Origin of the sequence: Algoriphagus lacus, assembly GCF_003583985.1 — a bacterium.
GTDB classification, from domain to species: Bacteria; Bacteroidota; Bacteroidia; order Cytophagales; family Cyclobacteriaceae; genus Algoriphagus; species Algoriphagus lacus.
Map to the genome: position 1 here is coordinate 87,549 of NZ_QXML01000002.1, position 13,036 is coordinate 100,584.

Sequence of the window (13,036 nt, forward strand, 5' to 3'; positions counted from 1 at the left end):
AGGGTTTTTTTTAAAATTAGAGAATCAGAAAATTATCCGATTGAGATCCTCTTGAATGCATTGACAGTCAGTCCTTTGCTTACGCTGTCAAGGTACTGTGCGATAGTCACAGAATTGTCCTTTACAAACTGCTGGCTCAACAAAGTGCTTTCCTTGTAGAACTTCTGAAGCTTACCTAAGGCAATTTTTTCAAGCATTTCTTCAGGCTTACCTTCAGCTCTCGCTTGCTCTTTTCCGATTTCGATTTCTCGCTGAATGGTAGTAGCATCAACGCCATCTTTGTCCACAGCAACTGGGTTCATAGCTGCAATCTGCATCGCTACGTCTTTTCCAGCATCTTCTACGTTTTTGCCAGAAGTGTTTACCAATCCTACTAACACACCCAATTTGCCATTGGAGTGGATGTAGGTCACTACTTGTTCAGCAGCGATTACTTCATAGTGAGAAATTTCTATTTTCTCGCCGATTTTACCGGTCATTTCAATGATTTTCTCAGAAACGGTGATGTTTCCGAAAGGTAAAGCCAAGATTTGGTCGGTTGAGGTAGCACCATTTGCTACGGCAAGGTCGATCAGGGTATTAGCAAAACCACCGAATTCTTCGTTTTTGGCCACAAAGTCAGTTTCGCAAGTTAAAGAAAGCAAGATGCCTTTTGCGCCTTTTTCGGCTACTCGGGTTACTACTACTCCTTCTTTGGTTTCGCGGTCAGCTCTGGAAGCAGATACTTTTTGACCTTTTTTTCTGAGGATGTCAACTGCTTTTTCGAAGTCGCCTTCAGCTTCAGTCAAAGCTTTTTTGCAGTCCATCATACCGGCACCGGTCATTTGTCTCAGTTTGTTTACGTCTTGTGCAGTAATTGCCATTGTGTGATCTGTTTATTTTAAACGGGATATAGTTCGTTAGTCAGGATAAAACAAAAAATTGAACATCGACCTGAGCCAGATGTTCAATTTTTCTATAATCAAATCGATTGTGGATTATTCTTGCGTTTCAGCGTCCACAGCTCTTTTTGCTTCTTCCTCTTCAGAAAGTTTAGCATCGTCCTTGTCTCTCTTACGCTCAGAAAGACCTTCTTCGATAGCTGCGCCAAATGCTTTAACAAGCAAAGAAACTGATTTGAATGCATCGTCATTGGCTGGGATAGGGAAATCCACCTCGTTAGGGTTGGAGTTTGTATCTACCAATGCGAAAACAGGGATACCAAGCTTTTGTGCTTCGGCAATTGCAATATGTTCTCTTTTGATATCCACTACGAAAAGAGCTGCAGGAAGTCTGCTCAGGTCGGAGATACCGCCCAATACGCTTTCCATTTTTTCTTTCTGACGGCTGACCATCAGACGCTCTTTCTTAGCCAAGTTCTTGTAAGCATCTTCCTTCATCAATTTCTCAAGGGAAGACATTTTCTTAAGAGACTTACGAATGGTAGCGAAGTTGGTCAACATACCGCCCAACCATCTTTCGGTCACGTAAGGCATGTTGAGACGCTGTGCTTCTGCTGCTACCAGGTCTTTGGCTTGTTTTTTCGTAGCGACAAACATGATTTTTTTGCCGGAACGTACGATGTGCTTGATTGCGTTGGATGCTTCTTCGAGGCAAGCAAGCGTTTTGTTGAGGTCGATAATATGGATACCATTCTTCTCCATAAAAATGTATGGAGCCATTCTTGGATCCCACTTTCTCGTCAAGTGTCCGAAGTGAACACCAGCATCCAGTAAGTCTTTGTATTCGATTTTTGACATGAATGAAATTGTTTTCTATTGAATGAAGATCGTTCCGATTAACGCTTGGAGAACTGGAATCTTCTTCTTGCTTTTCTACGTCCTGGTTTCTTACGCTCGACCATTCTTGGGTCACGGGTAAGGAAACCTTCTTTCTTCAAAGGACCTCTGTGTGTTTCGTCAAATTCACACAAAGCTCTGGAGATAGCCATACGGGCTGCCTCAGCTTGTCCTTTGATACCGCCTCCATCTACATTGATCTGGATGTCATAGTTACCATCTACCCCTACCAGTGTCAAAGGCTGCTTCACTACGATCTGATGAAGATCAAATGGGAAGTAAACTTCGATGGATTTGTTGTTGACGGTAATTTTGCCATTTCCCGGAGTCATATAAATACGAGCTACGGAGGTCTTTCTTCTACCGATTTTGTTTATCATTTCCATGATTTAGGAGATTAAAGTGTGATGGCTTTTGGCTGCTGTGCGGCATGAGGATGCTCAGATCCTTCATAGACATACAGGTTACCGTACAACTTACTTCCCAATCTGTTTTTAGGCAACATGCCTCTTACAGCTTTCTCAATCAGGATTGCTGAAGATTTCTGCTTCAACAATCTAGGGGTAGAGATTCGCTGTCCACCTGGGTAACCGGTGTGGCGCACATATACTTTTGCGTCCCACTTGTCACCTGTCAATCTGACTTTGTCAGCGTTGATTACAATGACGTTGTCACCGCAATCCACGTTAGGAGTGAAGCTAGGCTTCGTCTTTCCTCGCAAGATTTTCGCAACCTCACTCGCCAATCGTCCAAGAATCGCAGCTTGGGCATCCACTACCACCCACTGCTTTTCTACTGTGGAGGCGTTGGCTGAGATGGTTTTATAGCTCAGAGTATCCACTGTGTAACTGTTTAATTTTTAGCTTGTTATTTATTTATCGACCCCAAAAAGGGACACAAAGATAGAAGTATTTTATTTTTCATGCAAACTATTTCCAATCCTAGGTCCTAATTTTCATAGGCTTAGGAAAAAATCCCAAAAGGGAATTTGGTTTGGCAATTCTCAGTTGACGCTTTTCAGGCGTTTTTTTCCAGCTGTTGGACTAAAACCTGAAAATCTTTGGGGTAGGGGGCTTCGACTTTTATCGGATTGCCGTCCAGGCCTTCAAAGGTGATTGAATACGCGTGTAAAGAGACCCGCTGCATAATGGGTAATTCCTCCGTATCTTTTTTCAGATTGAATCTGCGCTTGAGTGAAGAAAGGTACAAAGGGTTGCCGCCATAAAGTGTATCACCACAAATGGGCGATTTGAGGTAAGCCAAGTGTACTCTGATTTGGTGTAATCGACCTGTGATCGGTTTACACTCCACCAGGGTGTGTGCATAGTAGGTTTTCAACGTGTTGAAAATGGTCTGCGCAGGCTTGCCCTCTTTACTGACTTTTGCGATTCCTTTGTTGTTGGCAAGAAGATTTCGGTCCACCAGCTCATTGCTGAATTCCTTAATCCCCTCGACCACTGCATGATAGACTTTTTCCACTTTTCTGCTTTCAAACTGCATGGCCAAGTGCCTGTAGGCCTCCGGATTTTTGGCAATCACCAGACATCCCGAAGTCTCCTTGTCCAATCGGTGACACAGCTGGGCATCTGCTGTATGGGCCTTGGCAAGGTCGAGGATGTTCTGCGCCTCGTGCCGGTCGTCTAAGCTCGACAGGTAAGGCGGCTTGTTGATTACCAAGTAATCCGCATTTTCAAACAGAATCAGGTTATCAAAATCTACTTTCTTCATGTATCTCCTGCCTCTTCAAAACAGGCTGCAAAAGTAGGTAATTGGGAAGTCGAAAAAAATAGCCTTTCAAAGTAAAACAATTATCTCCCGTCTGTTGGAAATTAAAACCGCGGGATTGCCTTGATTTAAAGATTTCAACTTTTATTTGTTTTCCATTTTTAGCAAATGCACGAAATAAAACTTCCAAAAACCCTCCGAGAGGTCAATGTGACTCGTTACGTGATGCCCTTAAGGGAAGGTGGATCACTGCCGGCATTGGCCGAGGCAGATGACGGATTTAATTATGTGTTGAAATTCAAAGGTGCCGGTCAGCGGGAAAAGGCCCTGATCGCTGAGCTGATCGGTGGAGAGCTGGCGAGAAAATTAGGGTTCAAAGTTCCAGAGATTGTCTTTGCCCAGTTGGATGCCGCTTTTGGAAATTCGGAAGGAGACGAGGAAATCCAGGATTTGCTCAAAAGCAGTCAAGGATTGAACCTGGGGCTACATTTTCTTTCCAAAGCAATCACCTTTGATCCCGGCGCCACTAAGGTCGACGAAGATTTAGCTTCGAGGATTGTCTGGTTTGACAGCTGGATTACCAATGTGGACCGGACTTTCCGCAATACCAATCTTCTGATCTGGAATCGGGAACTTTGGTTGATTGATCATGGTGCATCATTTTTGTTTCACCATTCCTGGGAAAATTGGGAAAGGCATGCTGCGAGCCCTTTTTCCACGATCAAGGACCACGTTCTGCTGCCGAGAGCGTCAGCACTGGAACGGGTGGATGAGGAGATGAAGCGTATCGTTACACCTGAACTCGTTGAAGAAGTAGTGGAAATGGCGCCAGATGAGTGGATTTTGGCTTCCAGGGATACCGAAACCGCACAGGAAGCGAAGGAAGTATATGTTTCTTTTTTAAAAATGAGACTTGCCCAATCACATGTGTTTGTAAACGAAGCTATCGATGCACGGAAAGCACTTATTTGAATATGCTGTGATTCGCCTTGTCCCAAAAGTTGAGCGCGAGGAATTTGTAAATGTCGGGGTGGTGATGTGCTGTAAGAGACAAAATTACATCAAGTCCCAGATTGAACTGGATGAGCAAAAGGTGCAAGCATTGGATCCGGAGGTGGATTTGGAGCTGTTGAAATCATATTTGGACTCTTTTGATAAAGTCTGCAAAGGTGAAAATTCAGAAAACCCAATTTCTCTTCAGGATGCGGCTTCCAGATTTCGATGGTTAACGGCTGCGAGAAGTTCTATACTGCAGACTTCCCGACCTCATTCCGGATTTTCAGAGGATTTGGATCAGACCTTGAAAAGTCTTTTTGAGCAGTACGTTGCCTGATTTAGGGTTACTTGTTTTCGAATACGGGAGTTTTTTCAATCGGCTTTTTCTCCTTTTCAAGTGGGAGTGAAAAACTAAATATAGACCCTTTGCCTACAGTTGAGCTGACCGAAATCTTGCTTTTGTGTCCCTCCAAGATGTGCTTGACGATAGCAAGTCCAAGTCCAGTTCCGCCTCGCTCTTTCGATCGGCTTTTTTCTACCCTATAAAAACGTTCAAAAATCCGCTTTAGATCCTCCGGTGGAATCCCTTGTCCGTTGTCTTTGATATCGACCTGGATCGTGTTTTTCTGGGATTTCAGTGTGACTTTGACCTCTCCTCCGTCGTGATTGTACTTCACCGCATTGAATATGAGGTTTTGGCAAACCCGGTAGATCTTTTGTCTGTCCGCATGGGTGATGTGGCTTTTCTCGGGATCAAATTCCAGCTTTATGACCACATCTCTTTTAGAGGCTTTGTGTTCCAGTTGATCGATTACTTCCTGGATCAGGTCCTTGAGGTCGAAGTCAGTAAAATTGAACTTGATCACACCACTTTCCATCTGATTAAGGGTGAGCAAGTCCTTGACAAGTACATCCAAAGAATCGAGGCTTTTTGCGGCTCTCTTTAAAAATTTCATCCGTACCTGCTTGTCGTCGATTGCCCCATCCAGCAAGGTGTGAATGTAGCCCTGAGTCGCAAAAATGGGAGTTTTCAATTCGTGTGAAATATCCGCAATGAATTCCCTTCGGAATTCGGCATTTTTCTGAAGTGTTTCAATTTCCTTTTGCCGGGCTATAGCATAGGAGTTGATTACGGTGTTGATTTTTCTAAGTGGCGAAAGTGAAGACCGAATGGATTTGTCATTGATTTCTGACAGATCTTTTTTCTGGATTTTTTCCAAAAGTGAATAAATCTGACCGATCTCCCTGAAGACCAAAAACTCTAAGGTAATGGTGATCAATAAATAGGATACAGAAAAAGAAAGCCCACCTGCAACCAATAAAACACTCCAATTGGAATCCGGCACCAAGGAAAGGAAGGCAGCTACCAATGCGGATATGGCTAGAGCCAAAATCAAAGATATTCCCCTGGAACTGGTCAGCATTTTATCCCAAATCGAACTTGTATCCTACACCTTTTACTGTAGTGATGTAATCTTCACCGATCTTCTCCCGGACTTTTCGAATGTGTACGTCGACCGTTCGGGCCAGAACAAACACATCTGTTCCCCAGATGTTGTGAAGAAGTTCATCTCTACTGAAAACCATATTAGGGTTTTTGGCGAGGAAATACAACAATTCAAATTCCTTCTTGGGTAAGGTGATGGTTTTGCCTGCTTTATCGATGGTGTAGCTGGATCGATCGATTGTCAGATCTTTGATTTTAATCTGAGCTTGTTCTTGCTCTTTTTTTGATTCTCTTCGAAAAAGTGCGGTAATCCTGCTCATCAGCGCCCTCGGTTTGATTGGCTTGGTGATGTAGTCGTCCGCGCCGACATCAAATGCAGCCACTTCGGAATATTCCTCCATTCGGGCAGTTAGGAAGATGATAAAAGTGTTTTTTAATTCCGGGATCTGTCTGATTTGAAGGCATGTCTCGACTCCATCTTGATTGGGCATCATGATGTCAAGCAAAATTACGTCGGGCTTAAATTTGACAGCCGTTTTGACCGCTTTGATTCCGTCGTCAGCAGTGGCCACCTCAAACCCCTCTTTTTGAAGGTTATATTTCAATATCTCCACAATATCCGGCTCATCATCGACTACCAGGACTTTGATTTTTTGCTTATCGCTCATGGAGGAATTTCTTAAAGGTTCGGTTAAAAATAAGGAATATTTGAAGATACTGACCAAACAAAAATTGGCTAACAGTTAAAAATCGAGGTGAAATATGAGGTTTGTTTTGTGGTAATTCACCAATGTTAATAAAAGGTTATCTTTATGTAAATCAATTGTTTCGAAGTCCCTTGGCAGAAGAAATGTCGATATTCAGGGATCCTATGAATAGGTCTGCTTTGATTTTTACCGGGATTTTATTCTGATCCTTAGTAACCCATACTTTTACAGGATAGTCTCCTCTGAACAGTTTGTTTTGGGGCATGAGAGGAGAAAATATATAGGTGTCTTTCAGTCCAAGACTAGTTTCGATCTGTTCTGTACCTTCGTATATTAATTTTAGGTTATATATTTCCTTATCAAAAAATCCGGTGATCAGAATCGATTGCCCTTTTTTCAAATTGCTCAGATCCATAGTCCTCAAGAAATAAAAACCGCTGACTAAATCCTGAACTTGACCGGGTAGTTTGAATTCCTTCGTGTCTTTCAATACCCGGTTGTCTCGGTCATAGAGTTCCATTTTTGCCTTTCGGTTTATCTGGTCAAAATAGACCTTTTCATGCTTTCGGTACTTTCCTTCTTCGATATGGCGGTAGGATAATGAAGGCAGGAGTGTTCCGGTATCTAGGTGGGTTCCCCAATTGTCGTTAACTCTTCCGAATATTGTGGCAGCTCCTTTGGTTTTACCGAAGGCGTCTATTTTATAATGTGGTCTGGAAGCTTCATTGATTGTCCTTCTGCTAACTTGTAGTTTGGCCTCGGCAAGACTTAACCATCCATAAGTGACTTCAAATTGTAATTCCTCACCAAAAGTAAATGCGGAATTCTTTGGACCATTTTGACCCAAAGCAAGAGTGGTACTGAACAGAATAAGGAGAATGGCTCTGAGCACAGTATTCATTTGATACTTGACAATACCTGACAATTTTCTGTCGCTTTGAAAGGTATTACGAAAAAAACGATCATTTGATTGATTAAAAATACGAATTTGGCCTTCGGAAACAATAGGCCCTTCCACCTTGGTTATGCCTTCATGTTTCGTTAATTTCACCAACATTTTAATCCTCTTTATTTTGAAATCATGAGTAATAACGCAGAAAAACTGAAAGCTTTACAGCTGACTATTGATAAGCTGGAAAAAACTTACGGAAAAGGTACCGTAATGAAGCTGAGCGATAATAAAGTACAGGATATTCCCGCTATTTCCACAGGTTCTTTGGGCTTGGATATGGCTTTAGGGATTGGTGGTATTCCAAGAGGTAGGGTGATAGAAATCTATGGTCCGGAATCTTCCGGTAAGACTACCTTGACCATGCATTGCATTGCCGAGGCCCAAAAGGCTGGAGGTATGGCGGCATTCATCGATGCAGAACATGCTTTTGACAAGAACTATGCTGAGAAGTTGGGAATTGATACTGAAAACCTACTCATCTCCCAGCCGGACAATGGAGAGCAAGCCTTGGAAATTGCCGAGCATTTGATCCGTTCAGGAGCTATTGACATTATTGTTATTGACTCTGTTGCTGCTTTAGTTCCCAAAGGGGAACTCGAAGGCGAAATGGGTGAGAGCAAAATGGGACTCCAGGCAAGATTGATGTCCCAAGCTTTGCGTAAGCTCACGGGAGCCATCAACAAGACCGGATGTTCCTGCATATTTATTAACCAGCTTCGGGATAAGATTGGGGTGATGTTTGGCAGTCCTGAGACTACCACCGGTGGTAATGCCTTGAAATTCTACGCCTCAGTTCGCCTAGATATCCGAAGAGTTGGTCAGATCAAAGAAGGGGCGGATAACATTCTTGGAAACCGTACCCGGGTTAAGGTGGTGAAAAATAAAGTTGCTCCACCTTTTAAAGTGGTGGAGTTTGACATCATGTATGGCCAGGGGATTTCAAAGGTTGGAGAGATCATTGATTTAGGTGTAGAGCTTGAAATCATCAAAAAAGCCGGTTCATGGTTTTCTTATAACGGAGAAAAACTCGGTCAAGGTAGAGATGCGGTAAAAAGCCTGCTTTTGGATAATCCTGAATTGATGGATGAGTTGGAAGGGAAAATCAAGGCTGCATCTGGTCTACTGCCAACCGAACCGACCATTGATTTGGAAGATTGATCTCGACTAGATACAATCAAAAAAGGAGGCTTTGGCCTCCTTTTTTGATTTCTTGGAAAATTGAATTGACATCAAGCGGTCCGGATGGCCTCAACTGGATCCATTCGTGCAGCTAAGGTAGCGGGTACAATTCCTGCCACCACTCCAATGATGGAGGATACTCCAAGTCCCAGCAAAACATTACTGAAGGAAAGAATCAACTCCAAACTTCCCAGTTGGACAAAACTCAGGAAAAAGACCAATAAAATTCCAGTACCTCCTCCGATAAGACTCAGACACACGGCTTCAAAAAGGAACTGAAAGAGGATGAAATAATTCTTTGCCCCCAGTGACTTTTGAATTCCAATAATATTGGTTCGCTCCCGTACCGAGACAAACATGATGTTGGCAATACCAAAGCCTCCAACCAGGATCGAAAATCCTCCGATTACCCAGCCTGCCACTGAAATCACATCGAAAATCGATCCGATGGCATTTTGAAGAAATTCAGTTTTGTTTAAGGCAAAGTTGTCTTCTTCTGTTGGCTTAAGTCCTCGCTTGGCCCGCATGAGTCCGGTCAATTCATTTTCCAATGCAACCAACCCAACATCTTCCCCTTTTCCTTTAGCAGCAATGGTTGGGTTAATTCCGTTTTTCCCAGTATTGAACATTTTGGTGAATGCACCATAAGGGATAAGGCAAGCTTCGTCCTTAGACGGAAGCTCAAGAACACCCCCGCCCTCTTCCTCAAAAATCCCAATCACAATAAACTTAAGGCCTTTTATTTTTAATTCTTGACCTACCGGATCTAGGTTTGGGAACAACGTACTTGCAATTGTGGCACCGATTATTGCGAAATTTCTTGATCCCCTGATTTCTGCTTCTGTGAAAAATCTTCCTTTTTCGATTGGAACGTCATAGACATTGGGGTAGGTGTCAAACACGCCAGTAAGCTGCATTCCTTGGTAAGCATTATTTCCGGCCTTGGCGGTGGTATTTGCTGAAGCGGATATTGTAATGGCTTCAGCATTTTTAAGTTTCTCATTGAGGAACCGGTACTCCGCCACCGTGCTTGAGGGTCTTTGGAAATATTTCCACCAAGGATAATTTGTTGGGGGGCCTGATTGAAATGGCATTTTATCAACCCGAATCACATTGGTTCCAAGAAAAGATAAAGATGACTTGATGTTGTTTTCAAGTGAATCCACTAAAGTGAATACGGCAATAATGGCGAAAATCCCCACTGTAACACCCAAAAGGGATAAGATCGTACGGGTTAGATTGGATTTGAGGGCAGTAATTGCGAAGCGGAAACTTTCCCAGGTCAGTTGGAAAAACAGCATGCTTTGTATAGTTGGTTAAAACAATTTGTCAAGTTAGCTGAAATTGGGCATTATTGTTATTAACTTTGCATTTTTTAAAGCAATTCACAGAGTTACAAGATCGAGTAAGACTCATAAAGCTCCCATATGAAATTATCAGACTTCAAATTTGACGTCCCAAGAAAATTAATTTCCCTTTATCCCACAGAAAACCGAGACGAATCCCGATTGATGGTGGTTCATCGGAAAACTGGTCAAATCGAACATCGTCTGTTCAAAGACATTCTGGAATACTTTGGCGAAGGAGATGTGTTCGTGATTAACGATACCAAGGTTTTCCCGGCCAGATTATATGGGAATAAGGAAAAGACGGGCGCCAAAATTGAAGTTTTCCTCCTTCGTGAGCTAAATCCGGAACTGAGACTTTGGGATGTTTTAGTAGATCCAGCACGTAAAATCCGTGTTGGGAACAAGTTGTATTTCGGCGATAGTGATCTGGTAGCAGAAGTTATTGACAATACCACTTCCAGAGGCCGTACGATCCGGTTTCTCTTCGATGGGAATGAAGAAGAATTCCAAAAGACCATTGATTCTTTGGGAGAGACTCCGTTATTGAAGGAATTCATTGACAGAAAGATCGAGCCGGAAGATCGCGAGAGATATCAGACCGTATTTGCAAAAAATGTAGGTGCTGTCGCTGCACCTACTGCAGGACTTCATTTTACTCCTCAGCTCCTGAAAAGACTTGAATTGAAGGGAGTGGAGATAGCTCCGATTACCCTTCATGTAGGCTTGGGTACTTTCCGTCAGGTGGATGTGGAAGATCTCACCAAGCACAAGATGGACTCGGAAAATTATAACATTCCTGAAAAGACTGTGCAATTGGTCAATGAGGCGCTTGACAGTAAAAAGCGTGTAGTAGCAGTGGGAACCACTTCTTTGAAGACCGTGGAATCTTCGGTCACTGCTGGTGGTAGACTGAAAGCAAGCAGCGGTTGGACTGATAAGTTCATCATCCCACCTTACGAATTCAAAATCGCCAATTCTCTGATCACCAATTTCCATTTGCCAGAGTCAACATTACTGATGACTGCAGCGGCTTTTGGAGGATACGACTTGATCATGAAGGCATACAAAGAAGCCGTCAAGGAAAAATATCGGTTCTTCTCTTATGGAGATGCGATGTTGATCCTCTAACACTTGAAAGCTCCGAAAGGAGCTTTTTTTATACCTTCACGGAATTAGAGAGTCGAAGAAAAGTAGGTAGGACCTTTCCGGTTCATATTTGTCTCAAAGATTTATTAATGAAAAAAGCTGCAATTCTGGTAGCGGGTGGAAAGGGTACCCGAATGGGTGGCCCAGTTTCCAAGCAATATTTGCCAATCGGTGGGAAGCCTGTGCTAATGCATACGCTGGAAGTTTTTTCCAAAGTTGATCCTGATATTTATCTGATTCTTGTTTTGCCGGAGGAGGATTTTTCTTTTTGGAAGAAACTGTGTCAGGAATTCAATTTTGATCTGCCTCATCAAATCGTCGGTGGAGGCAACTCCAGGTTTCAATCAGTTAGAAATGGACTGAACGCATTGCCTTTTGAATCCGGCTTGGTCGCAATCCATGACGGGGTAAGACCCTTTGTCAGTTTGCATGTGGTCAATCTCAGTTTTGAAGAGGCTGCCAGATCCGGAAGCGCGATAGCCGTGGTTCCACTTAAGGATTCGATTCGAAAAGTTACAGAAGATGGGAAAAGCACTTTTCAGGAAAGGCAACTTTTTCGCTTGGTCCAAACTCCCCAAACTTTTCAGATCAGTAAAATCAAACAGGCCTTCGAAGTAACAGAACTCCCACAGTTTACCGATGACGCCACGGTCTATGAGCATAAGGGATGGGAGGTTAGTCTCATTCCCGGCAATGCGGAAAATATCAAAATCACTACTCCGGAGGATTTGGAGTATGCTGAGTTTCTGCTTTCCCGTAAAAAATAGCATCGGCGAAAAAATCGCCCGCAATTTCACCGACCAAATTGTCCCCTTTACCGACTTTAGTTCGGGCTTTGCCTATTGCTTGTTCTTAGGAATTTGAAGCGCATGTACTTTTGATCATCAACTTTATCAAAAACAGCCATGAACAATTTCAAAAGACCAAAAAATGACGGAAACATTGCCTTCGGGTTTATCATTCTCGGAATAGGCGTTATCCTATTGTTGAAAAAAATGGGGATTTTCATCCCGAGTTGGGTTCTGACCTGGCCCATGATCCTTATTGTGATCGGTACTTTTGCCATCATCAAACATGAGTTTAAGAGCTTCTTCGGTTTCATGATGCTTTTTATTGGCTCTTACTTTCTGTTGAAAAACGAGTTTGATTTTGACTTTGGCATCAGTCAATACATCTGGCCAATTGGATTGATCATTTTAGGTATTTACCTGATTACTCAGCGGAAACGCGAGAATCGAATCATCGAAGATATCCGAAACAACTGGCAGGCAAATAAATCCACCGGTGCTTTCAAATCATCCACTGTGGAGGATGCCAAAATAGTCAGTGAAGAGGGCGGAAGCACATCTTCCTCCACTGACTCAGGTTTTACCAGAACCACTGGAACTTCTTTCAGTGACAAACTGAATATCGACGCCATTTTCAGTGGGGTTAACCGAAAGATGATTTCCAAAAACTTTCAGGGGGGCAAGATTACTGCTGCATTTGGTGGTGTTGAACTGGATCTTACTTCTGCAGACTTTAACGGAGTGGTAACGATTCAGGTAGATGTGATTTTCGGTGGGGTGAAGATGGTTGTACCCCCTCATTGGGACATTCGCACAGAGGTGAGCAATATCGCGGCTGGCTTGGAGGATAAAAGATTCTTCCGTGATGGAGGAGTCGACCCTAACAAAGTCGTGATTCTTAAAGGCACGATTCTATTCGGAGGTTTGGAAATCAAATCATATTAACGACCTTCAAACCAGCTATAACCC

Annotated in this window: 15 protein-coding genes; 6 read left to right on the forward strand and 9 right to left on the reverse strand. The window is 43.0% G+C overall.

The features are described 5' to 3' along the window. Positions 1 to 32: 32 nt before the first annotated feature. The 5 genes from tsf to D0X99_RS04585 form a co-directional block, all read right to left on the reverse strand. A complete protein-coding gene (gene tsf / locus D0X99_RS04565) occupies positions 33 to 863 on the reverse strand; it encodes a translation elongation factor Ts (protein WP_119476481.1) in 831 nt (276 codons plus the stop codon). Positions 864 to 977: 114 nt separating this feature from the next. Continuing rightward, the gene (gene rpsB, locus D0X99_RS04570; RefSeq protein ID WP_119476482.1) at positions 978 to 1,739 is read right to left on the reverse strand and encodes a 30S ribosomal protein S2; all 762 of its coding nucleotides are present in this window, start codon (positions 1,737 to 1,739) and stop codon (positions 978 to 980) included. Between the two features lie 38 nt (positions 1,740 to 1,777). Beyond that, positions 1,778 to 2,164 (reverse strand): 30S ribosomal protein S9, encoded by a 387-nt coding sequence (rpsI, locus tag D0X99_RS04575; RefSeq protein ID WP_119476483.1) that lies wholly within the window; start codon positions 2,162 to 2,164, stop codon positions 1,778 to 1,780. An 11-nt stretch (positions 2,165 to 2,175) separates the two neighbouring features. Beyond that, on the reverse strand, positions 2,176 to 2,619 hold the full coding sequence (gene rplM / locus D0X99_RS04580) for a 50S ribosomal protein L13 (protein WP_119476484.1): 444 nt from the start codon (positions 2,617 to 2,619) through the stop codon (positions 2,176 to 2,178). A gap of 176 nt (positions 2,620 to 2,795) precedes the next feature. Next, positions 2,796 to 3,506: an RluA family pseudouridine synthase gene (locus D0X99_RS04585; RefSeq protein WP_119476485.1), complete on the reverse strand. Its 711-nt coding sequence runs from the start codon at positions 3,504 to 3,506 to the stop codon at positions 2,796 to 2,798. A 165-nt stretch (positions 3,507 to 3,671) separates the two neighbouring features. Here D0X99_RS04585 and D0X99_RS04590 point away from each other — a divergent pair, with 165 nt between their 5' ends. Beyond that, positions 3,672 to 4,475, forward strand: coding sequence for a HipA family kinase (locus D0X99_RS04590; protein WP_119476486.1), 804 nt, complete (start codon positions 3,672 to 3,674; stop codon positions 4,473 to 4,475). After that, the gene (locus D0X99_RS04595; RefSeq protein ID WP_119476487.1) at positions 4,453 to 4,836 is read left to right on the forward strand and encodes a DUF3037 domain-containing protein; all 384 of its coding nucleotides are present in this window, start codon (positions 4,453 to 4,455) and stop codon (positions 4,834 to 4,836) included. The genes D0X99_RS04590 and D0X99_RS04595 overlap by 23 nt, the downstream gene beginning before the upstream one ends. Before the next feature lie 7 nt (positions 4,837 to 4,843). Here the strand turns inward: D0X99_RS04595 and D0X99_RS04600 are convergent, their stop codons facing one another. The 3 genes from D0X99_RS04600 to D0X99_RS04610 form a co-directional block, all read right to left on the reverse strand. Continuing rightward, positions 4,844 to 5,923 carry a sensor histidine kinase gene (locus D0X99_RS04600; RefSeq protein WP_119476488.1) on the reverse strand — a complete coding sequence of 360 codons (1,080 nt, stop codon included), beginning with the start codon at positions 5,921 to 5,923 and terminating at the stop codon, positions 4,844 to 4,846. 1 nt (position 5,924) lies between these two features. Beyond that, entirely contained in the window at positions 5,925 to 6,614 is a 690-nt protein-coding gene (locus D0X99_RS04605; protein ID WP_119476489.1) for a response regulator, read from the reverse strand. Between the two features lie 151 nt (positions 6,615 to 6,765). Further along, positions 6,766 to 7,554, reverse strand: a complete 789-nt coding sequence (locus tag D0X99_RS04610; RefSeq protein WP_119476942.1) for a DUF3108 domain-containing protein — start codon at positions 7,552 to 7,554, stop codon at positions 6,766 to 6,768. A 180-nt stretch (positions 7,555 to 7,734) separates the two neighbouring features. Here D0X99_RS04610 and recA point away from each other — a divergent pair, with 180 nt between their 5' ends. After that, entirely contained in the window at positions 7,735 to 8,763 is a 1,029-nt protein-coding gene (gene recA / locus D0X99_RS04615; protein WP_119476490.1) for a recombinase RecA, read from the forward strand. A 71-nt stretch (positions 8,764 to 8,834) separates the two neighbouring features. Here recA and D0X99_RS04620 read toward each other — a convergent pair whose 3' ends face one another. Further along, complete coding sequence (locus D0X99_RS04620; protein WP_119476491.1) at positions 8,835 to 10,085, reverse strand: ABC transporter permease; 1,251 nt, start codon at positions 10,083 to 10,085, stop codon at positions 8,835 to 8,837. Between the two features lie 126 nt (positions 10,086 to 10,211). On the opposite strand from D0X99_RS04620, the gene queA reads away from it, so the two are divergent. The 3 genes from queA (at position 10,212) to D0X99_RS04635 (ending at position 13,012) form a co-directional block, all read left to right on the forward strand. Further along, positions 10,212 to 11,261, forward strand: a complete 1,050-nt coding sequence (queA, locus tag D0X99_RS04625) for a tRNA preQ1(34) S-adenosylmethionine ribosyltransferase-isomerase QueA (RefSeq protein ID WP_119476492.1) — start codon at positions 10,212 to 10,214, stop codon at positions 11,259 to 11,261. Between the two features lie 107 nt (positions 11,262 to 11,368). Then, positions 11,369 to 12,046 (forward strand): 2-C-methyl-D-erythritol 4-phosphate cytidylyltransferase, encoded by a 678-nt coding sequence (locus tag D0X99_RS04630; protein WP_119476493.1) that lies wholly within the window; start codon positions 11,369 to 11,371, stop codon positions 12,044 to 12,046. 138 nt (positions 12,047 to 12,184) lie between these two features. After that, positions 12,185 to 13,012, forward strand: coding sequence for a LiaF transmembrane domain-containing protein (locus tag D0X99_RS04635; RefSeq protein ID WP_119476494.1), 828 nt, complete (start codon positions 12,185 to 12,187; stop codon positions 13,010 to 13,012). Positions 13,013 to 13,036 lie beyond the last annotated feature (24 nt).

Excerpts from the sequence above, each read along its gene's own strand:
- D0X99_RS04630 (WP_119476493.1), top strand. The coding sequence starts at position 11,369 with ATGAAAAAAGCTGCAATTCTGGTAGCGGGTGGAAAGGGTACCCGAATG.
- D0X99_RS04595 (WP_119476487.1), top strand. The coding sequence starts at position 4,453 with ATGCACGGAAAGCACTTATTTGAATATGCTGTGATTCGCCTTGTCCCA.
- D0X99_RS04605 (WP_119476489.1), bottom strand. The coding sequence starts at position 6,614 with ATGAGCGATAAGCAAAAAATCAAAGTCCTGGTAGTCGATGATGAGCCG.
- queA (WP_119476492.1), top strand. The coding sequence starts at position 10,212 with ATGAAATTATCAGACTTCAAATTTGACGTCCCAAGAAAATTAATTTCC.
- D0X99_RS04585 (WP_119476485.1), bottom strand. The coding sequence starts at position 3,506 with ATGAAGAAAGTAGATTTTGATAACCTGATTCTGTTTGAAAATGCGGAT.
- D0X99_RS04635 (WP_119476494.1), top strand. The coding sequence starts at position 12,185 with ATGAACAATTTCAAAAGACCAAAAAATGACGGAAACATTGCCTTCGGG.
- D0X99_RS04620 (WP_119476491.1), bottom strand. The coding sequence starts at position 10,085 with ATGCTGTTTTTCCAACTGACCTGGGAAAGTTTCCGCTTCGCAATTACT.
- D0X99_RS04610 (WP_119476942.1), bottom strand. The coding sequence starts at position 7,554 with ATGAATACTGTGCTCAGAGCCATTCTCCTTATTCTGTTCAGTACCACT.
- tsf (WP_119476481.1), bottom strand. The coding sequence starts at position 863 with ATGGCAATTACTGCACAAGACGTAAACAAACTGAGACAAATGACCGGT.
- D0X99_RS04600 (WP_119476488.1), bottom strand. The coding sequence starts at position 5,923 with ATGCTGACCAGTTCCAGGGGAATATCTTTGATTTTGGCTCTAGCCATA.
- rpsB (WP_119476482.1), bottom strand. The coding sequence starts at position 1,739 with ATGTCAAAAATCGAATACAAAGACTTACTGGATGCTGGTGTTCACTTC.
- D0X99_RS04590 (WP_119476486.1), top strand. The coding sequence starts at position 3,672 with ATGCACGAAATAAAACTTCCAAAAACCCTCCGAGAGGTCAATGTGACT.
- recA (WP_119476490.1), top strand. The coding sequence starts at position 7,735 with ATGAGTAATAACGCAGAAAAACTGAAAGCTTTACAGCTGACTATTGAT.
- rpsI (WP_119476483.1), bottom strand. The coding sequence starts at position 2,164 with ATGGAAATGATAAACAAAATCGGTAGAAGAAAGACCTCCGTAGCTCGT.